General features: G+C 57.2%; 11 protein-coding genes and 5 pseudogenes. 11 read left to right on the top strand and 5 right to left on the bottom strand.

Annotation, left to right across the window (positions count from 1 at the left end; translation table 11 throughout):
* Positions 1 to 28: 28 nt before the first annotated feature.
* Positions 29 to 1,528: an aldehyde dehydrogenase gene (locus ACOCMH_RS15415; protein WP_427306038.1), complete on the top strand. Its 1,500-nt coding sequence runs from the start codon at positions 29 to 31 to the stop codon at positions 1,526 to 1,528.
* A 359-nt stretch (positions 1,529 to 1,887) separates the two neighbouring features.
* Here ACOCMH_RS15415 and ACOCMH_RS15410 read toward each other — a convergent pair.
* Positions 1,888 to 2,834, bottom strand: a pseudogene (locus tag ACOCMH_RS15410) (LysR family transcriptional regulator).
* A gap of 174 nt (positions 2,835 to 3,008) precedes the next feature.
* Here ACOCMH_RS15410 and ACOCMH_RS15405 point away from each other — a divergent pair.
* Both ACOCMH_RS15405 and ACOCMH_RS15400 read left to right on the top strand, forming a co-directional pair.
* Positions 3,009 to 4,334: pseudogene (locus tag ACOCMH_RS15405) on the top strand (MFS transporter).
* A 23-nt stretch (positions 4,335 to 4,357) separates the two neighbouring features.
* The gene (locus tag ACOCMH_RS15400; protein ID WP_427306042.1) at positions 4,358 to 5,662 is read left to right on the top strand and encodes an ArgE/DapE family deacylase; all 1,305 of its coding nucleotides are present in this window, start codon (positions 4,358 to 4,360) and stop codon (positions 5,660 to 5,662) included.
* Between the two features lie 67 nt (positions 5,663 to 5,729).
* Here ACOCMH_RS15400 and ACOCMH_RS15395 read toward each other — a convergent pair.
* Positions 5,730 to 7,277: pseudogene (locus ACOCMH_RS15395) on the bottom strand (IS3 family transposase).
* Positions 7,278 to 8,372: 1,095 nt separating this feature from the next.
* On the opposite strand from ACOCMH_RS15395, the gene ACOCMH_RS15390 reads away from it, so the two are divergent.
* On the top strand, positions 8,373 to 9,179 hold the full coding sequence (locus ACOCMH_RS15390) for an EAL domain-containing protein (protein ID WP_427306044.1): 807 nt from the start codon (positions 8,373 to 8,375) through the stop codon (positions 9,177 to 9,179).
* A 107-nt stretch (positions 9,180 to 9,286) separates the two neighbouring features.
* On the opposite strand, the pseudogene ACOCMH_RS15385 reads toward ACOCMH_RS15390, so the two are convergent.
* Positions 9,287 to 10,303, bottom strand: a pseudogene (locus tag ACOCMH_RS15385) (IS256 family transposase).
* Positions 10,304 to 11,254: 951 nt separating this feature from the next.
* Here ACOCMH_RS15385 and ACOCMH_RS15380 point away from each other — a divergent pair.
* The 6 genes from ACOCMH_RS15380 to ACOCMH_RS15355 all read left to right on the top strand — a co-directional run bounded on the left by ACOCMH_RS15380 (position 11,255) and on the right by ACOCMH_RS15355 (position 17,395).
* A complete protein-coding gene (locus ACOCMH_RS15380) occupies positions 11,255 to 11,815 on the top strand; it encodes a Csu type fimbrial protein (protein ID WP_427306045.1) in 561 nt (186 codons plus the stop codon).
* Between the two features lie 95 nt (positions 11,816 to 11,910).
* The gene (locus tag ACOCMH_RS15375) at positions 11,911 to 12,447 is read left to right on the top strand and encodes a Csu type fimbrial protein (protein ID WP_427306046.1); all 537 of its coding nucleotides are present in this window, start codon (positions 11,911 to 11,913) and stop codon (positions 12,445 to 12,447) included.
* 41 nt (positions 12,448 to 12,488) lie between these two features.
* On the top strand, positions 12,489 to 13,298 hold the full coding sequence (locus ACOCMH_RS15370) for a fimbrial biogenesis chaperone (protein WP_427306047.1): 810 nt from the start codon (positions 12,489 to 12,491) through the stop codon (positions 13,296 to 13,298).
* A 61-nt stretch (positions 13,299 to 13,359) separates the two neighbouring features.
* Positions 13,360 to 15,771 carry a fimbria/pilus outer membrane usher protein gene (locus ACOCMH_RS15365; protein ID WP_427306049.1) on the top strand — a complete coding sequence of 804 codons (2,412 nt, stop codon included), beginning with the start codon at positions 13,360 to 13,362 and terminating at the stop codon, positions 15,769 to 15,771.
* 257 nt (positions 15,772 to 16,028) lie between these two features.
* Entirely contained in the window at positions 16,029 to 16,997 is a 969-nt protein-coding gene (locus tag ACOCMH_RS15360) for a Csu type fimbrial protein (RefSeq protein WP_427306051.1), read from the top strand.
* 125 nt (positions 16,998 to 17,122) lie between these two features.
* A complete protein-coding gene (locus tag ACOCMH_RS15355; protein ID WP_427306052.1) occupies positions 17,123 to 17,395 on the top strand; it encodes a hypothetical protein in 273 nt (90 codons plus the stop codon).
* 81 nt (positions 17,396 to 17,476) lie between these two features.
* Here ACOCMH_RS15355 and ACOCMH_RS15350 read toward each other — a convergent pair whose 3' ends face one another.
* Positions 17,477 to 18,736, bottom strand: a complete 1,260-nt coding sequence (locus tag ACOCMH_RS15350) for an IS256 family transposase (RefSeq protein WP_427306053.1) — start codon at positions 18,734 to 18,736, stop codon at positions 17,477 to 17,479.
* 66 nt (positions 18,737 to 18,802) lie between these two features.
* Between ACOCMH_RS15350 and ACOCMH_RS15345 the strand changes: the two are divergent.
* Positions 18,803 to 19,123, top strand: a pseudogene (locus ACOCMH_RS15345) (DDE-type integrase/transposase/recombinase); the annotation flags it as partial.
* Between the two features lie 115 nt (positions 19,124 to 19,238).
* Here ACOCMH_RS15345 and ACOCMH_RS15340 read toward each other — a convergent pair.
* Positions 19,239 to 19,961 carry a UPF0149 family protein gene (locus ACOCMH_RS15340; protein ID WP_427306054.1) on the bottom strand — a complete coding sequence of 241 codons (723 nt, stop codon included), beginning with the start codon at positions 19,959 to 19,961 and terminating at the stop codon, positions 19,239 to 19,241.
* Positions 19,962 to 19,985: the final 24 nt, after the last annotated feature.

The following is a 19,985-nucleotide window of genomic DNA, read 5'->3' as shown; positions in this document are numbered from 1 at the left end:
TCGGTGCCAGAAAAATCAGGATAGAACCATGAAGGACATGCAAGACCTCGCGTATTGGAAGGAGCTCGCCAGCCGCGTACCGCTCCGGACGAAGGCTTACATTGATGGCGAATGGACCGATTCGGTTGACGGCCATACCTTTGATACAGTCAATCCCGCCACCGGAAGAACTATTGCGGCAATTGCGGCATGCGGGGTAGTGGAGGTGGATCGTGCGGTGGCAGCGGCCCGCCGAGCTTTTCAAGAAGGGGTATGGGCGCATGCGCCTCGAAGCGTTCGCAAGGCCACGCTGTTGCGTTTGGCAGCTCTCATCGAAGCCCATCAGGAGGAGCTTGCTGTCCTTGAGACGCTGGATATGGGTAAGCCGATCTCTGAAACCATGGGTTACGATATTCCAGAGACGGCAAGAACCTATGCGTGGTATGCGGAAGCAATCGACAAAATCTATGATGAGATTGCCCCGACGGGACCAAACGTACTCGCCACGATCACCCGTGAACCGGTGGGCGTCGTTGGAGCAGTAGTACCTTGGAACTATCCACTTCTAATGGCCAGCTGGAAGCTTGCGCCAGCGCTCGCGGCAGGAAACAGCGTCGTGCTCAAGCCTGCTGAGCAATCCCCCTTAACAGCCTTGCGACTTGCGGAGCTTGCGGAAGAGGCTGGCATTCCAAAGGGGGTTTTCAATGTTGTCCCGGGACTTGGTGCAGCTGCAGGACAGGCTCTGGGGCTTCATCCCGATGTCGACTGTATCGCCTTCACAGGCTCGACCGCTACTGGAAAGCGCTTTCTGCAGTATGCCGGAGAGTCCAATCTAAAGCGTGTGTGGCTAGAGTGTGGCGGGAAATCGCCGCATATCATATTTGACGACTGCCCGGACGTGGACCGTGCGGCGCAAGCGGCAGCCACAGGAATTTTTAGCAACCAGGGCGAAATTTGCATCGCAGGCTCCCGTTTGTACATTCAGTCCAGCATATATGACCGGTTCATGGATCGGCTAGAGGCCATCGCTATGGCTATGCAACCTGGGGATCCTCTCGATCCGCGATCCCCAATGGGCGCAATCGTAGACGCTGCCCAGATGGATCGAGTACTTTCTTATGTGCGAGCGGGCAAGGAAGAGGGAGCCCGCTTGCGATTGGGGGGAGACCGTGTTTTGGCTGACAGTGGTGGCTACTACCTACAACCAACGATTTTTGAATGCCAAAGCCAGAACCTATCTATTATCCGTGAGGAAATTTTTGGTCCGGTCCTCACTGTCACACGCTTTGACACAGAAGCCGAGGCGATCCGGATGGCCAATGACTCTCCTTATGGGCTAGGCGCAGGACTTTGGACTGCCAATGTATCACGTTCCCATCGAGTCTCCCGAATGCTAAAGGCTGGTCTCGTGTGGGTGAACTGCTACATGGACGGGGATGTCACGGTTCCGTTCGGTGGCGTCAAGCAGTCTGGATCCGGTAGAGATAAATCATTGCACGCTATCGATAAATACACTGACCTGAAAACGACATGGATTAACCTCATCTAGTAATAAAAATCGATATGATTCCGTAAATATTATCAGTAATCTATGAAAACTCCGTTTCACCCCGGTGTGTCAGGCCGGCAGGAATTGCCGACGGACTCGATCGCACCGATGCGTCAATCAGCTACGATTTTCTCACCGGGGGAAAATGTAGATTCCATCGCGTACGGTCTGCTCCTTTCTCCCAGGATGCAGAATCTCGTACCATCGCGATTCTTGGGTACAACTAGTCCCGAGGTGGATTTTGGCTTCGGCGGATGGCCTCGTCCGCTGGGGTACCTTTGACTTCAAAGCTCTCATTTATGGTTATCGAGGCGGGCAGGCTTTCCAGGCAAATACGAGGTTAGCCGTTCGTCCCACGTCTACCGGTCAAGGTGTTCGGAGAATTCCCGAATGAACAGAGATTCGGCCATACTTCGATGGCCCGTCTTGTTCCACAAAAAATGCAGCTCCACAGTGCATACGCCGTCCTCCGGGGGAAGCCGCCAAAGGCGGCCTGCGCCAACGTCTTCCTTGACACTGTGCTCTGGCAGGCAGCCGATTCCAAATCCTGCAATCAACAGTCGCTTAACCTCGTCGTGATGCGATGATGTTGCAACGATGTTGCCCGAGAATCCTTGCTCGTCGCGGAAAATGGCCAATGGAGACAAGCTGTCTCCAAATACGTCGCTGCTGAATGATACAAAATTTTCACCTAGCAGGTCCTCCACCTGACAGTCGCGACGTCCATAAAGGTGGTGATTTGCCCCACAAAATATTGCGTACCGTTGCTGTAGAGAGACTCTTACTGTCCAGAGCCGCCGGTTTTTGGCGACATAGGCCGATGCCAGCGGTACCGCCCCGGCGCTGCAGAATGCTAACAATTTCGCTGCTAGGACGTACATCAAGGTTGACTTCGATTCGGGGGTATCGTCGGTGGAACTGCGACCAGAACTCGTCGTAAACCGCGGAGTGAATTCTGCTCGCCGTGAGCACGTGTATACGGCCTATAGCTTCTTCCTTGGCTTGCATAACATCGCTGACCAATTCGGCTACGTTTCCATATATCGTTTCTGCAGCACGCCGCACTTCCTCGCCGGCAAGTGTTATCGCGAAACGCGAGTGGTGACGCTTCAATGAGCCGCTTATCGAGATGGGCCTCCAATCGCCGAAGTGCCTGACTCACTGCCGATTGAGTGACATTAAGTTTTATCGCCGCCGCGCTTATGCTCTTCTCTTGCGAGATGACCAAGAAAGTTCGTAACAGGTTCCAATCCAGTCGGCCGCTGACTCGTTCGGCAGCAGCATCATCATGACTCTTTTCCAACATAGGCGAGGATCTTTTAAGTTAGGTCGTGCGGCGTTCAAACTTCAAGGCCACGCATTCGGTTGATCGTGTTGATGACATTAGTTTAACTTAAGTTGTGCGTTCAAAACATAAGTTGACCGAATGTCTACGTGGAACGATAAATACAACTTCAAAAGATTCCCATAGTGGAGACGCATGAGCATTCCAGAACACACGGAGGCAACCCGGCAGCCCGTCCGTGCGGCCTTAGCCGCGTTTATTGGCACCACTATCGAGTGGTACGACTTCTATATCTATGCCACAGCCGCTGCGCTGGTCTTCGGAAAGATTTTTTTCCCCACGGCCGACCCCTTTGTCAGCACAATGGCGTCCTTCGGCACATTCGCCGTTGGCTTCCTTGCACGTCCGTTAGGCGGGGTAGTGTTTGGACACCTCGGAGATCGCGTAGGCAGGAAGAAAGCGCTCATGGCTACGTTGGTTATCATGGGCGTGGCCACTGTTGGCATTGGCCTACTGCCAGACTATAGGCAAGCCGGCATCATAGCGCCTATGTTGTTACGTATTGCGCCTTGCGCAGGGACTAGCCGTTGGAGGCGAGTGGGGTGGAGCAGTGCTACTGGCAGGAGAACATGCATCACGCAAGCGTAGAAACATTCGGGGCTTCTTTCGCACAGCTCGGAAGTCCGGCGGGACTGATTCTCTCGCTCCTGGCTTTCCGCGCACTTACCACTCTTGATGAGACGGACCTGCTTTCGGTGGGGGTGGCGTATTCCATTCTTGCTTAGCGCGGTGCTTCTATTCGTGGGCTATTTCATTCGAATCGGTGTAAGCGAGTCCCCCGATTTTGAAAGAGCTATGGAGCAGCATAAGAACGCAGAAGTTCCTGTCAAGGAGGTTCTGCGCACATCATGGCGGACAGTCCTTTTAGCTATGGGAGTTTGTACCGTAGCCATTGGTGGAATCTATTTCACGAACACGTTCATGTTGTCGTACACAACGCAGACATTAGGACTGCATCGAGCACACGTCCTTGATTGTCTGTTCTTTGTGGCAATCATCCAATTTTTTGTTCAACCTGTTGCGGCTTGGTTTGCCGACAGTCTCGGAAATGTTCGTGTCCTTGTAGTTGCCGCCGGATGCTCGGTTCTTGCTCCCTATCCGATGTTCATACTCGTGACCGGAGGCTCCACTCTGGGAATTGTTGGTGGCTTGTCAATTGCTCTCGTTTTCATGGCGACCATTTACTCTGCGATGGCCGGCTTTATTAGTTCAGCATTTGAAACGCATATTAGATACTCGGGGATATCGCTTTCATACCAATTTTGTGGCGCTATTGCGGGTGGTATGACACCTTTGATCGGAACCTGGCTAACTCACCAGTATCCAGATCAGTGGTTGCCTCTTGCGATGTTCTATTCTGTACTATCAGCGATTACCATGTTTTCAATTATCGGGCTAGCTGCGCACAAGGAAAAAAAATCGAGAAGCCCACTCTGGAATCCCCAATCTGGCGTTCTATAACATTAATTTTTATTTTATTAATTATGACAAACACTACGCAATCTACGCCTTTGACGGCCGCGCAAGTCCAGCGCATCATGAAGTCGGTGGATGATCATTTCGACGCTCAACTAAAGTTCACGCAGGATCTGATTCGCTATCCGTCTCTCCGAGGCCAAGAGCACACTGCACAAGATTTCCTGTACGAAGCTATGCGAAAACGGGGATTTTCTATGGACCGTTGGCGCATAGATGAGGCAGATATTTGCTCGCATCCAGGATTTGGTCCTGTCACAGTCTCCTATGAGAATGCCTTCAATGTCGTCGGAACATATCGACCCGGCGAACAAAAGGGACGCTCGCTCATTCTGAATGGGCACATCGACGTGGTGCCGACAGGTCCTGAGAAGATGTGGAGTCGCTCCCCTTGGGATCCCGCTATCGTAGAGGGTTGGCTCTACGGTCGCGGCGCTGCTGACATGAAAGCTGGACTAGTGGCAAATCTCTTTGCCTACGATGCATTGCGGGCTATTGGCTATGCGCCAGCGGCTCCCATCTATTTCCAGTCCGTGGTGGAAGAGGAATGTACGGGAAATGGTGCGTTGGCGGCTCTGCTGCGTGGATACAAAGCGGACGCGGTTATCATCCCGGAACCCGAAGAGAATATGCTTGTACGGGCCAACGTCGGCGTTCTCTGGTTCAAAGTCCGTGTACAAGGGCATCCCACGCACACCCGGGAGATGGCGAACGGCTTTAATGCAATTGATGCGGCTTATGCGACGATTGAGGCGCTCCGTGGTATCGAGGCGAAATGGAATAGCCAGCATCATTGCCACCGCCATTTCGAAGATTTGGATCATCCAATCAACTTCAACATCGGTAAAATCGAAGGTGGAGACTGGCCTTCAACTGTACCGCCATGGTGCGAGTTTGATGTTCGAGCTGCAATTTACCCCGGAACAACTGCGGACGAGGCGAGAGCAGAAATCGAAGCGTGCCTGCGTAATGCGGTATCTGATCCGCGGCTCGGCGGCAGCGAACCGGAGGTGACATTCACCGGATTTTATGCGGAAGGGTATGTTTTGGAGGAAGGATCGGATGCCGAGAATACTCTGCGGGATTGTCATCGTCATGCATTCGAGAATGAATTGCAGAGCTTCACGACGCCCGGTTATTTAGATGCTCGGGTCTTCGTCATTTATGGTGAGATGCCGACTCTGGTTTATGGGCCGAAGTCATTGGATATCCACGGATTTGATGAGCGCGTCCACATCGAGTCGTTGCGGATGATTACCAAGTCTATCGCCTTGTTTATTGCACAGTGGTGCGGGATTACAGAGGATAGCTGATTTTTCGTTACCCGAACTGCTTTTTAGCGTGATGCGGTGTGTGTCAAGGTAGTTGTCGCGTCCGCCGTTATGCTGCTTTCCGGTGCTCCCTAGCCTCCTGCTCAGCTCGTTCGGGGTTCAAGAAGACCACTGGATCCAGTTTCCAATTCCGGATCCCTCGCGACCAGCGCTGCGGATGTCGGGCGCGGGCTGCCTGATACAGCATCGTGCGTCGCGCCAGTAGGGGCGGCGCTTCACCGCGGTGCCGCTGGTTCGGCGTGACGTACTTTAGGCCACTGTGGCGGTGCTCCTCGTTGTACCAACGCACGAACCGATGGACCCAATCGCGCGCCTGCTGCAGCGTATCGAATGGCCGATCCGGCCACAGCGGGCAGTACTTGGCTGTGCGGAACAGCGCTTCCGCGTAAGCGTTGTCATTGCTCACACGCGGACGACTGTACTGAGGGCTGCACGCCCAGGTAACCCATCATCGCCAGCATCGTCCCTCCTTTCATGACGCTGCCGTTGTCCGAATGCAGCACCAGCGGCCGGCCGGCGGTCTTCTCGCGCAAACAGCCCAGCGACAGCAGTTCGCTGGCATGGTTGGCCGATTCGCTCTCGTGCACCTCGTTGACTACCAGCTTGCGGCTGTAGATGTCCTGCATCATGTACCAGTAAAAGAAGCGACCTTTCACCGTCGTGGGCATCCACGTGATATCCCAGCACCACACCTGGTTGGGTCCGTCGGCTCGGTGGGTGGTCAACGGACGCGACTTGGCTTCGTGGCCGCGTCCGCGCCGGCGCGCCTGGCCGGCGGCCTTGAGCACGCGGTAGAAGGTCGACTCCGAGGCCAGGTAACGGCCTTCGTCGGCCAGCCTGGGTACGATCTGGTGCGGCGTCAGGCCCTCGCAGCCGGGCTCGTTGGCCGCGGCCAGCACGGCCTCACGCTCGGCCTCGCTGAGCTTGTTGGCCGGCACCGGACGCTGCGCGCCCGGTCGTCCATCCTCAGGCGTATGGCGCCAGCGCTGCAAGGTGCGCTCGTTCAGACCTAATTCCTCGCACGCGAGGGCCTGGCGCGCGCCGCTCTTTACCGCTTCATCGATCAACGCAATGGCCTCGCGGCGATCCGAGACGTTGATCAATCCTCCTCGTCCCTTCCCCAGATCGCCTCGGCTTTTTTTCTTAGCACCAGCAGCGCTGCGGTTTCCGCCAGCGCGGCGTCCTTGCGCTTCAGCTCACGCTCCAAGTCACGGATTCGCTTCTTCGCGGTTGCTTCCTCGCGCAGCTGTGTGTCTGCCTTGGGCGGCGTCTTCGCATTCGCCTGCTCACAGGCAGCACGCCACTGCCGGATCTGTTCTGGCTGAATGCCCTTCCTGCGGCAGTATTCGGACAGCTCCGCTTCACTCAGGGGCGCCGTCTCCAGCACCACCCGGAACTTGTCCGCGCTGGACCACTTATCGCTCTGTTTGCCGTTGCCTGGCACAACTCGTCCTTGCTCTCGCGCCTCGTTGCGCCAGGTGCGCAGGCTCACCGTCGTGACACCCGTCTCCCTGGCCAACTCCACAACCGATCGGTTCACGGGCGGCATCATCTGCTCAACCACCCATTCCTTGTACTCCGCCGGATAGCGTTTCATTCTCCAACCGCTTCCGCCCTCCATTGTCCTTCATCGAAAGGCGGCGGGGCGACATCTATCCTGACATGGAGGGGATGGCATAAAAAGACGCTTCTACGACTAATTGTGCTGAGCGACTGGCACGCGACCGTCCTCTCTTGGTGGACTCGCAGCATGGTTTGCGTTCGTATTGCGATATGTTCGAAGGTCTCTTCTTTCGAACATGTCGCAGCGTAAAGTTCGAGGGCTCCGGCTTGGGAGCGCGGTGTCCCCGTCGAGCCTTGCAGGCACTCGCGTTTGCCGAATGGGGCAGCCCGGCTGCGAACGCCTCGCAGACCTCCGTTGGCTTACCAAAAACCGCGTTGCTGCTGCTCGATCACGCACTGAAGGGAGTTTTGCTCGTAACCGCATTGCGGGAGGCAAACTGCGACGCAGCGACCACGGCGTGGCCAGCTCTCACGGTAGTCTGGCATCTAAATTGACATTGCTTCCTCCGTGCGAACAACTATTCAGGATTGTCCGGCGCCCCCAAAGGGGACTGTCGAAACCTGAGTTGATGCCATGTCTCCAGAGATTCGCGAGGCTGCTCCGTTGTTCGCGGCCTCCCACAAACGTTAGCTCCCGCCTTTGGAAGATTGCACAAGGCATTAAGGTTGGCAGTGTCTATGGCGCCCGGCAGCAATGTTGATGCAGGGGAACTTCAAAAAAGTTCAGAAATTTGTATTGCTGCCAGTGAGATGCTGAGAGCAGAACGAAAAGTTCTGATGGAGAACGCAATGGCCCATGTGCGTATGATGATAATCCTCAGCAATGTGGCAGCGCTGAGGCTGACGTACGGAGAGGCAATCTTGCTGCAGGTAGAAGGGGCGCTTCTACTGCACCTCCGCGAAATAGGTACTGACCTCGACTTGAGGGTTGTTTCCTCTGGACAGAGAATCGAGGGGCGGCTAACTGTAGCCACGATGGCATGTCGAACACGTGCCTCAGTTCAACAGGAGCATCAAGACCTTGAAGAGGCGCTGGCGTGGCTATGTCTGAAGCTGGCATGCCAGAGGGGGGGTTGCATCGCTGGCCGAACTGAACGCCGTGATAGTGGACGAAGATGACGTGGGTAGCATGTTAGCTGCTGATCAGTTCGACGCCCCGTTCGCCTCGCCACGGGCACAGCTGGATGTGTGCGTCGCGGAGCACGTTTTCCAGGCAATTGGCAATGACGCACTGTTCTTTCATTTTCAGCCGGTTTTTGACAGTTCGGACATGCGGAGAATCCCCTATCTCGAATGCTTAACACGTGTCCGAGTTGGCGACGACGGGCACATCGCGATGGCTGGAGATTTTATTCCGACGCTAGAACAGGCAGGTCTGATGCGCCCGTTGGACCGCTATAACGTGAAGAGGGCAGTGGAAATCCTCAAGATGGAGCCGACGGTTTCACTCGGCGTCAATATTTCTGCGCAAAGCACGACGGAAGACATCTGGTGGGGGTCGACGATGCTCGAGTTACAGGCTCGGCCTGATATCGCGGAGCGTCTTGTGGTGGAAATTACAGAGACGGCACCCGTAATACAAAAGAGTAGCCGGTCTTTTTCCAAACGTATGCAAGCGCTGGGATGTCGAATCGCAATTGACGACTTTGGTGTTGGTCATAGCATAGAGACAGCAATTGAGATCAATGCACCGGATCTGATAAAAATAGACAAAAAATATATCGCATCAGCAAGAAGTAAAAAAAGCGAAGTATCTCAGCTCCTAGGCATGGTAAATCTCGCAAAAGGTATTGGTAAGGATGTCGTCATTGAAGGCGTGGAGAACCCGGGCGACCTGGAGGTTGCTCGGAGGGTGGGTGTGAACTGGGTGCAGGGTTATTACTTATCGGAGCCATCCATGAGGGTGATGCACTCAAGGCTTCCGATGAGAGATTAATCAAGTTAACTCTGCGCAATATGCACTTTACCATCGGGGGAATACGTGTCGTTTTATGTAGGGTGCAATACATATGACGAATGAAAGCGAGGCGGTTTTGAATTCTGTTAGCCCCGTGCCGCGGTAAGTCGCTCGCCATACAGAATAGCAAACTGATTCATCGCGGACTTCCAGTCATAGGTCGTTCGACCCGACTTGGCGAGCACATGCGCAGCGTCAGCCACAGCAGTTTGACAGCGGCTTCATCCGAGGGGAAGTGCCCTCGGGTTTTGATGGTCTTGCGCAGCTGCATTCAGGCTTTCGATGGCATTCGTGGTGTAGATCACCCGCCGGATCTCGGGCGGGAACACGAAGAACGGCGTGACGTGCTCCCAGGCGCCTCGTCACGATTGCGCGATCATCGGCAGCTTTTCGCCCCACGGGCCGTCGGCGAAGTCCTGCAGCGCTTGTCCTTCGGTCTGCTCGACCCACAAGCTCAGCACATCGCGTTGACCGTCTGCCTGGATTCCCAATGCCAGATACACGGCCTTATTGCTGACCACGCCGTCAGTGCGGATCTTGACCCGCAACGCGTCGAAGAACACGACCGGGTACATGGCTTCGAGCGGGCGGCTCTGCCACGCGATTGCATCGGCCATGACTTCATCGGTGACCGAGCTGATGAAGTCCGGGGAGACTTCGGTTCCGTAGCTCTCGCCCAGGAATGCCTGAATCTCGCGCACGCTCATGCCGCGCGCATACATGGCAATAATGCGCTCGTCGAATCCGGTAAGACGCCGTTCATGCTTGGGTATCAAGACCGGCTCAAAGCTGCCACCGCGGTCGCGTGGCAATTCGACCCGCACCGGGCCGCGGTCGGTGATCACAGTCTTGCCGGTGAGGCCGTTGCGTGCATTGGATTGCTCGGCCGGCTTGGGATCGACAGGCTTATAGCCTAGGTGCATGCTCATCTCGGCGCCCATCACCCGCTCGATGATAGCCTTGTTGAAGGCCAGCATCAGATCCTGGACCTCGCTGGGCGTCATCGGTCCTTTAACCAGTTCGTCGAGCAAGCCGGCCGGCAAAGCCGGCAGCGGCCCGCGGGCCGCTGCCTGAGACGCGACTGTACGTTTCTTCATCGGCATATCCATGGTCATTACCTCTCATGATATGCCTCGTACACAAAATTCCGGATAGGTCCGGCGAAGCCCTTTACGTCAGCTTCTGTTCCATGCACCGATGCGGCTACACCATCGGGCCGCAACGCTTGACAACTCCTATTTGACTCAGCCCCTAACTGATCTGTACTCGCAAAACCGACTATCGATGCGATGGACCTGATCGCTGCCCAGACGCGGATGGTCTCCGTACTGCTCTAAAACCTTACGTGCGACACATTCCCCCCACTGCATTGTACAACTTAGTTTGCTGGTTCTTGCCAATCTGGGGGGGAAGTCAGAATTGCTCAGAATTAGGTTTTTTTAATTTGATAAATTGCATACAAGCCACGTCAACATACTTGAATTCCTGCGCAATACCCGACGAGACCGCGAGGTCGTTGTCTGCTAGAACCTGAATTGGTAACTCCATCCTGGCCGAATAGATGGGATGGCAGTCTTGGACTGTATCGGAGCTTCTAAAAAACTGGAAAGGCAGGATATACAGCTGCAACGGATTTCGTCCGGGTACAGGCTAGTTGCTCAGACGCGAGAAGTGCGTATACAAAGGACTCATCAACTTGAAAAGCCAGCTGACGAACTCGCATCGTCCCAATCCGTCCGCTGCAGAGCAATTCCATTCACTGGCAGCATAAGTCAGTGGTGCCATCGGGCGTCTTCTCGTCCTCGCTCCCTTACCGCGACAGAGCCATTCACGCCTATCCGCGAGGATGAACTGCGCCGGCAGCTTGTCGCCTGCCCGCGTTAGGGCCGCGCCAAGCGCCTGACTTGAAACCGCTCCGGATAGCCGGATAGCGGCTTCAGACTCAGGATCATCTTCCGGCCAATAAGGGACTTTATGAGTCACATTGGGCTGATGGCTCACTACGCCAAGCTGGCGATAGATATCTGAGCAGCCCTACATCGATAGGAGAAGTCATGAAAGCGTCATTCAAGCTCGCCGCAGCGATGGCAATCGTGTCCGCCAGTGTTGGCGCACACGCGGCCGGCCAGATCTCAGGCACCGTCGATGCTCAGCTCGTTCTGACGTCGAGCTGCGTCGTCAATAACGGTAGTGGCCCGGTCACGTCGGGAAACTTCGGTAGGCTGGATTTTGGCACTCAACCCGCTACTTTCACCGGTGTGCTGACGGCACAGGCCGGCGGTGGTAGCCCCGCGCAGAACTCGACGATCACCTGCGACACAGGTGTGTCCTCGGTCAACGTGACGGTCGATGGCGGTCAGCATGCAGGCCAGGGGGCTACCGTCGGTGTCGGCTCGCGTGCGTTGACCAACGGCAACAACGTCTTCGTGCCATATGAGGTCTTTTCAGATTCGGCGCGCACCAACGTCTATACCGCGGGCACACCCGTGACGGTGGCCGTGAATCAAGGCACGGCCACGCCGCTGCCGATCTATGGCCGGATCAACAAGACGTCTCCGGCCGCATTGACCGCGGGAACTTACACCGACACGCTGGCTGTTACGGTTGCTTGGTGAACGTCAAATGAGCAGCGCGGTTGGGCCGCATCGTATCCATCGAGGGGGAAGCGGCACCGGCGGTCACTCTGCCAGGTGCCGTGAGGCGACCGATCATGTTCAGTCGTATCGTAACGGTAGTCGCTTTTGCCATTGCCGTGCTGACATCTGCTGGCAGGGCGGAGACGCAGTTGCCAACCCAAAAGCAGTTTACCGTCACCGCGCGGATCGTGGCTGGCTGCGGCGTTGTGGGCTCCAATCAGACATCCGGCGTCCATTTCGGAACGCTGGACTTCGGGGTGCATCCTGCGACTGCCACTGGACCCGTCAATGCAACGGCGCAATCCAACGGCTCAGTTGTACAGATCCAGTGCTCGCCGGGAACGTCGCTTGGGGTGACCGTGGATGGCGGGTTGCATCCCGGTGCAGGGGGGCAACGCAACCTGCAGGTCATGTCCGGCAGTGCTCTCATTCCGTACCAGCTCTACTCGGATGCTGCCCATGCGCAGCCCATTCCAGTCGGGCAGACGGTTTATCAGACAGTATCGGGGACCGTTAGCTTGCCGGTGTACGGGGCGCTCACGTTGCCGGGCGCGGGCACCGCACCCTCCGGGACCTATACGGACACTGTGCAAGTGACATTGAGCTACTGATGCAGACCGGTAGAGAGAGAAATGTAATGAGAAATTCTTCGATGGCAACCGCTCTTCGGGTGCTGGCGTTCAGGGTCCACCGTGCCGCGATTGCAGTGGCGCCGATGGCTCTTGCGGGCCAGGCAAGTGCCGCGTCGGCCCTCATGATCTGGCCAATTGATCCTGTGATCGAGCACGATCAACCGGCTGTGGCGCTTTGGGTGGAGAACCGCGACAAGACCCCCCTCACTTTGCAGGTCCGCGTCGTTGGCTGGACGCAGCGTGACGGGCAGGACGTTTACGACGCCGCTCAGAACGACATTGCCGGAAGCCCACCAATGGCGACGGTTGCGCCTGGCAAGCGGCAACTGATAAGACTGATCAAGCAGGTCGCCGTCGGGCCCGGCAAGGAGAATGCCTATCGTGTCTTCGTCGACGAGATTCCCCGGCCCGATACCGACACGGAGTCCAGCCAGAAGGATGGACTTGGCCCGTCGCTGGGGATCAAGTTCCAGATGCACTATTCCATCCCACTGTTCGTATCGGGCACCGACATTTGGACCAAGGTGGACGCTGAGAAGCGGCGGAATGCGCAAAGCGCGGCGCTACCGGTGCTGCATTGGCGTATCCAGGAGGAAGGGGGAAAGCGCTGGATCTTCATCCGCAATAGCGGCGCCGTACACGCAAAGCTGACACAGATGGCAGTCGTGACGGGGGAACGCAAGACGGCGTTGCCCGAAGGACTGTTTGGCTATGTGTTGCCGGGGTCGATCATGCGTTGGGAGGTTCCGAAGTCGGTGTCGCTGCAAGGGGTCAGGCAGATTGTGGCAAGCGTAAACGGGAAGGAAAGCGTCAGCATTGCGTCGGAGTAGGCGGGCTTGTTAACGGGTGTCTCGAGAGCGGCATGCATCGCATGCGGTGAGAAATAACAGAATGGGAAAATCCGTAAGCAACTCTACCTGTTTGCCGCCAGTCCGGCCAATTGTCTGGGCAGTGGCGCTGATCCTGTCGACGGCCGTGCGCATCAGCTACGCAGAACAAGGCACCAAGCCTGATCGTGACGCTTATCCGTTCGGCGGAGCGGAGGCGCCCGGGCAGCGGCTCTATCTGGAACTGGTAGTCAACGGCCTTCCGACGGGAAAAGTGGTTCCGGTTCGCTTCATCGACGGGCATTACATGGTCCAGGCACGGGATGCGCGGGCTGTTTCGATCGCCACCAATGCCCGCGATGACGAATACGTCGCGCTCGATGCCATCGACGGCGTCATGGTCCAGTACGAAAGCGCTGTCCAGCGACTGCATATCCGGTTGCCCCCCGATTGGCTCCCAGACCAGGTCCTTGGCACGGGGCGTCCCGTCAGCAGGATGCCGGCGGCGGTGAGCCTGGGGATGTTGTTCAACTATGACATCTATACCAGTTCACCAGTGGGAGGGCGAACCTACACCTCAGCCTGGACAGAGCAGCGCATCTTTGACACGTGGGGCAGTATCTCGAACTCGGGGATATACCGGCGCAGCTACGGGGCCGACAATGCACCGGGTGCAAACCGCTACGTCCGGTACGACACCTCGTGGGTGTACTCCGAGCACGATCGACTGTTGACCTATACGGCGGGCGACCTCATTACCGGAGCCCTACCTTGGACCAGCGCCGTGCGCATGGGCGGTCTGTCGATCGAGCGGGGCTTCAAGGCGCGCCCGGATATCGTCACCTATCCCTTGCCGCAGTTCAGTGGGCAGGCCGCGGTGCCCACGGCGGTGGACCTGTTCATCAACGGCAGCAAGGCCGGAACGGAGCAGGCGAATCCTGGCCCCTTTACGCTGAACAATGTGCCGTCCATTAACGGCGCCGGCGAGGCTACCGTTGTCACCACTGACGCCTTGGGGCGGCAGGTTTCGGTATCGGTGCCGTTCTACGTAGCCACATCGTTGCTAAAAAGGGGCCTGTTCACCTATTCGGTATCGGCGGGCGCACTACGCCGCGCGTATGGGCTGAGCTCTTTCTCATATGGGAAATTTGGGGTCTCGGCGACCGGTCGTTACGGTCTGAACGATAGGGTGACGCTTGAGGGGCAAGTGCAGGGTGGCCAGCGTTTTGGGGTCGGGGGTGCAGGTATCAGTACGCAGATCGGAAATCTTGGAATCGTGAGTCTCGCGGCCTCCAAGAGCTACCTTGAGGGGCTGGCGGGGCAGCAGTATGCGGCCGGCTACAGCTATACATCGAGGTATTTCAGCGTAGCCTTGCGCCACCAGCAACGCAGCGAAGGTTTTCGGGATCTGGCCGATTACGACATGCCGAAGCAGGTTCGCTCGTCCCGGGTAGTTAACCAGGCTACTGCGGCCGTCAATCTGGGCCCAGGCGGGGGGACTCTGGGCACCGGCTTCTTCGACGTGCGCGGAGCCGATGGTACTCGCACACGGGTGGCCAATTTTTCGTACATGCGGGGGGTATTCGGCTCGGCGAACCTTTACGCATCGTTGAATAAAGTCATCGGTCAAAAGGGACTGATGGCGCAGCTACAACTGATCGTGCCGCTAGAGGGCAAGGTCGGCACGATTAGTGCCGGGCTTTCCAGGGACGATAACGGAGAGTTCTCCCAACGCCTGCAGTACAGCCGCGCCGTTCCGAGCGATGGTGGAGTCGGGGTCGACCTCGGCTATTCTGCCGGGGCCCCCAACTATCAGCAGGCGAGTGCGACGTGGAGAACCCCTGTGATGCAGGTCCAAGCGGGCGTCTATGGACAGGGCAACGCGGCCCAGCCGTACACGCGCTCGCTGGACGTACAGGGTTCGCTCGTGGCAATGGGCGGAGGCATCATGGCCGCGAACCGGATCGACGATGCGTTTGCCGTCGTGGACACGCAAGGTTATGCGGACGTCCCAGTTCGGTACGAGAACCAGCTGATTGGCAAGACCAATGGCGGCGGTCGGCTGCTGGTGCCGTGGGCACCCTCGTACTACGCCGGCAAGTACGAGATCGACCCGCTGAATCTGCCCGCCAATGTCATCACACATGAAGTGGAAAGGACTGTGGCAGTCCGCGCCAGGAGCGGGGCACTGATTTCCTTTCCCGTCAAGGAGGTGATCGCGGCCGATATTGCGCTCGTCGATCAACAGGCAAGGCCACTACCGATGGGAGCGCAGGTCGAGCATGTCGAGTCCGGCCGGCGGGGCTTGATCGGTGTCGATGGCGCAACGTATTTCGAGAATCTTGTGCGCCGCAATCATCTGAACGTCGTGACGCCGGATGGTGCGAAATGCAGTGCGGAATTCACCATGGAGGTGAGCGGAGATAAGGCGATACGGAAAATCGGCCCGTTGGTGTGTGAATCGCCCTCGGCGTGATTTGCGCTGCAGGTTTGATACCGGTCCAACGTCGCTGCTGCGACCTTGCTCCCATGTTGTGGCGCGAACGGACCGGCGCGCCGAAGGGGCGCGGATTAACCGTGCGCGCACGACGGGTTGAGTGGCGTAAGTGCCGTCGTGCGAGGCGGTGAGTTATGAGAAAGCGGACCGGCGCTCCAAGCGGAGCCATTCCGGACCGCATCGTTACCGACGCCGGGTATAAGGCCGGCGCCTTATCACCAGCAGGCGAGGAGAGCATGAGAAACATATTCGAGAGGGCTGCCAGAGCTGCCGGCTTTGTGCTGGTACTGTTGGTATTGCTGACGGAAGCTGGTCATGCCGCCTGTTCAGTGACGGGGGCGGTGCCGGCCACATTCGGCTCGGTAACGTCTTTCGTGGTGCGCAACGCTTCGCAAAGTACATCAACGACCAACGCGGGGCTGAGCTGTGGGGGGGCGTTGCTTTCCGTGCTCGGCAGCGGCGACCACGTGTATGCCACGATCCAATCGGCTAACGCCACAAAGCTTGTCGCTTCCAATGGCGACACCATACCGTATGCAATATTTGCCGATAGCGGATATACGGTACGGCTGAATGCGGGACAACAGTACGATTTCGCGAGCGGGCAAGGCCTGAACATTCTCGGGCTGCTGGGCGGGCCTGGGGGATACCTGCCGTTGTATTTCCGGACCATTACCGGGAGCAATGTGGCTGCCGGCGTTTATACAGACACCCTGACCATCAACTGGCAGTGGAACTATTGCAGCGGGATTGGTCTTCTCGGTCTATGTCTCGGACGTGACGTGGGCTCGGGCACATCAACTGTGACATTGACGCTGACGGTTACCAACGATTGTGTCGTGACAGCGCCGAATATCGATTTTGGATCGGCGCCGTTGGTTGGCGCATTCCAGGCAATCAACAGTAACATTTCGCTGGTTTGTACCAAAGGCATGAGCTACACGGTCGGCATAGGCCCAGGGATGAACGTGGCATCGGACGGGCGACGGCAAATGGCCAGCGGTAGCTACCGGCTGCAGTATGACCTGTTCAATTCTGGCAACCCGGCTGCCTGGGATGCTACGGCGAATCGTGTCGCCAGCTCGGGGCTGTCCGATGGGCTGACGGCTCAGTCGCTTCCCTATACCGCGAAGATCTACGCGGACCAGGCGACGCCGCCCGTCGGCGCTTATACCGATAGCGTCATCATCGATATCCGATATTGACGATGCGAGTGGTCGTCCAGATGACGATGTGAGATGTTGGCGGTTGCCAGGCGTTCGCCCGTCGCTTCGAGCGGATGACTTGATCAACAGAGCAGCGCGATTCGACTGCGCGGAGGAGACGGCGAATGGCCGGTTCGGCGATCCGACGACTTTGGCATTGTAAATCGGAGGGATGGGGATATTGCGTACTTGGCACTCACAGCGCGACGGGAATCCCGGCAGAGATACTGCATGCCATAAAGGGCATCCCGGTGCGAGATCGCTACTCGAACGTGATGGTGGCGCGGCTGGCGTTCACGGTAGCGCAGATCCGCCGTACGGCACCAGCCGACATCTATACCAAAAACCAGAGCCGCCGCCTTTACTTTTGGTACGAGCCCTGGAGCAGCCACCGTTGAGCAAGCTGGGGCCTGTCAGCGTTTTTGTGTTCAGAGCAGTTGAAGGCTCACCGTCAACTTAGCCGGTGAGCCAGCATTATCTCAGCGATGCGGGTGGGTGAAGCGTTCCTCATAGAGAATCGCAAACTGGTTCATGGCAGCCTTCCAGTCATGCGTTGAACTGCCCCACTTGCAGGTGATGTTGCGCAGGGCCAGCCATAGCAGTTTGGTTGCAGCCTCGTCGCTAGGGAAGTGCCCGCGCGTCTTGATGATCTTGCGCAGTTGCGCATTGATGCTCTCAATGGCGTTGGTCGTGTAGATGATCTTGCGGATTGCCGGTGGGAACGTAAAGAACGGGATCACCTGGTCCCAGGCGCGACGCCAGGCCGCGGCGATCGGCGGGTACTTCTGAGCCCATTCGCTCTGCTCGAAGACCGCCAGTTCGGCCAGCGCCGACTCAACAGTGGGCGCGGTGTACACGGGCTTGAGCGCTGCCGCGACGGTGCGGCTCTCTTTCCAACCGGCGTAGTTCACGCTGTTTCGGATCAGGTGCACGATGCAAGTCTGCAGCGTCGTGTCCGGGAACACCGCGTTCAAAGCCTGTTCCATGCCCTTGAGGCCATCCGTGACCGCGATCAGGATGTCCTGCGTGCCACGGGTCTTCAGGTCGTTGAACACCTTCATCCAGAACTTGGCGCCTTCGGTGCTCTCGATCCACAGGCCCAGGATGTCGCGCGTGCCGTCGGGCAGCACACCCAAGGCCAGATAGACGGCCTTGTTGCGCACCACGCCGTCCTCGTGCATCTTGACCCGCAGCGCGTCGAAGAAGACCACCGGGTACATCGCCTCCAGCGGGCGGGCTTGCCAGGTGGTGACCTCGTCCATGACCGCATCGGTGACCGAACTGATGAACTCGGGCGAGACCTCGGTGCCGTACTGTTCGGCCAGAAACGCCTGGATCTCGCGCACAGTCATGCCGCGGGCGTACATGGCGATGATCTTGTCGTCGAACCCGGTAAAGCGCCGCTCGTGCTTGGGAATCAGAATCGGATCGAAGCTGCCGTCGCGGTCGCGCGGGATGTCCACTCGCAACGGACCATCCTCTGTCAAGACCGTCTTAGCGCTCTTGCCATTGCGTTGATTGGCCGTGCCGGCTGGGCGTTCAGCGCCAGCCGGGTAGCCCAGATGATGGCCGAGCTCGGCGCCCAAGGCCCGCTCGATGAGGGCCTTCTTGAACGCCATTGAGGCATCCTGAACGGCCTCGGCAGTCATTGGGCCCTTTACGAAATGGGCGATCAGATCCTCGGGAATGGTTGGCAGCTCACGATCGGCGGCCTGGCTCGTCTTGTTTGTACGTGGCATGACATGCTCCTTGGCGACATGTTATGCCCTAAACACAAAAATTCTGACAGGCCCGCAAGCTGGCCAAAGGCCATCGCGCAGCACGGCCAGCCTGACACGGTGACCATCGACGGCAGCCCATCCAGCCTGGCGGCCCTGCACGACGTAAACGCCCAACGAGAAACTCCCATCACCATCCGGCAGGTCAAGTACCTGAACAACATTGTCGAGCAGGACCCATCGAGCCATCAACGCCTGACCCGACCGATGCTTGGATTCAAGAACTTTCGCTGCGCGCGCATCCTGTTGGGCGGTATCGAGATCATGCACATGATTGCCAAGGGCCAGATGCAGTGTCACGAAGGGAGCAATCCGTCCTCAGAGCAATTCTATTCACTGGCAGCATAAATCAGTGCTGCCCTCGGGCCTCTTCTCGTCCTCGCTCCCTAACCGCGACAGAGCCCGTTATGCCATAGTTTGCCTCATGCAATATCCATTCGCGCGACTGAAAGTCGCTCTGAATCTAATGTAGGCTTCGTACTACGTTAAAGAATAGAGAGTAGTCCTCGAAACAATGGGTGAGGCCATGGGCAATGTTCGGTGCTAGCGCTTTCTGCGGAAAATGTGCTCCGGCCGGCTTGCATTCGTACTGTCGGTACGGCTCGAAGAAATGATAGATATTTGCTATTCCAGAAATCATCACTTCCAACAACGCATCGCGTTTTTCGGAGGGGATAGGTGGTGGTCGCAGCTGCGGATCGAAATCGTTTTCGTAATGCAGGATCATGATCGGCATCATCGAGCCACAGTGATCCTCATCATGGATAAGGTGATCCCAGCTTCCTGGGCGCATTTGAACGCCACGCACGAACCCGTGTGCCCAGTCGTTGCCGGGCGCGACACCATCATCTCGCTCGATCAAGATCGGCATATATGCGTTCTGCTCCGTCAGAGTACAGTGCAGTTCCGCTGCGATCGCATTCCAGTGACGCCTCAAAAGGCTAGGGATGTCTGAGAACTGGTCATCCACGTGGAGGGAAGTTTCCGCGCCGAATACCTCAAGCATATACTCGCTCGGCAGCACTATGTCGGGCCCGCAAATCAATGCTGTAAAGTAGCCATCGAGCATTTCGATATTCATCGATCCGATGGTGTCGAGAGCAGCGGCAAGATGAGCGAGCTCGTCAAAGACGAGTGGTTGGCTGGATATCGAGTGCATCAAAACAGGCTCTTGCTTGCGTGCCATCACTGAATGCGATTGCGAATGGAT

It is taken from the genome of Cupriavidus sp. H39 (assembly GCF_050271075.1).
GTDB lineage: Bacteria > Pseudomonadota > Gammaproteobacteria > Burkholderiales > Burkholderiaceae > Cupriavidus > Cupriavidus necator_B.
The sequence above is the reverse complement of the archived record's forward strand: the minus strand, read 5'-3'. Positions and strand labels throughout refer to the sequence as shown.

Bases quoted from the DNA above. Each gene is read 5' to 3' on its own strand.
- ACOCMH_RS15390 (WP_427306044.1), top strand. From the start codon at position 8,373: ATGTTAGCTGCTGATCAGTTCGACGCCCCGTTCGCCTCGCCACGGGCA.
- ACOCMH_RS15370 (WP_427306047.1), top strand. From the start codon at position 12,489: ATGGCAACCGCTCTTCGGGTGCTGGCGTTCAGGGTCCACCGTGCCGCG.
- ACOCMH_RS15400 (WP_427306042.1), top strand. From the start codon at position 4,358: ATGACAAACACTACGCAATCTACGCCTTTGACGGCCGCGCAAGTCCAG.
- ACOCMH_RS15360 (WP_427306051.1), top strand. From the start codon at position 16,029: ATGAGAAACATATTCGAGAGGGCTGCCAGAGCTGCCGGCTTTGTGCTG.
- ACOCMH_RS15355 (WP_427306052.1), top strand. From the start codon at position 17,123: ATGGCCGGTTCGGCGATCCGACGACTTTGGCATTGTAAATCGGAGGGA.
- ACOCMH_RS15350 (WP_427306053.1), bottom strand. From the start codon at position 18,736: ATGCCACGTACAAACAAGACGAGCCAGGCCGCCGATCGTGAGCTGCCA.
- ACOCMH_RS15340 (WP_427306054.1), bottom strand. From the start codon at position 19,961: ATGGCACGCAAGCAAGAGCCTGTTTTGATGCACTCGATATCCAGCCAA.
- ACOCMH_RS15375 (WP_427306046.1), top strand. From the start codon at position 11,911: ATGTTCAGTCGTATCGTAACGGTAGTCGCTTTTGCCATTGCCGTGCTG.
- ACOCMH_RS15380 (WP_427306045.1), top strand. From the start codon at position 11,255: ATGAAAGCGTCATTCAAGCTCGCCGCAGCGATGGCAATCGTGTCCGCC.
- ACOCMH_RS15415 (WP_427306038.1), top strand. From the start codon at position 29: ATGAAGGACATGCAAGACCTCGCGTATTGGAAGGAGCTCGCCAGCCGC.
- ACOCMH_RS15365 (WP_427306049.1), top strand. From the start codon at position 13,360: ATGGGAAAATCCGTAAGCAACTCTACCTGTTTGCCGCCAGTCCGGCCA.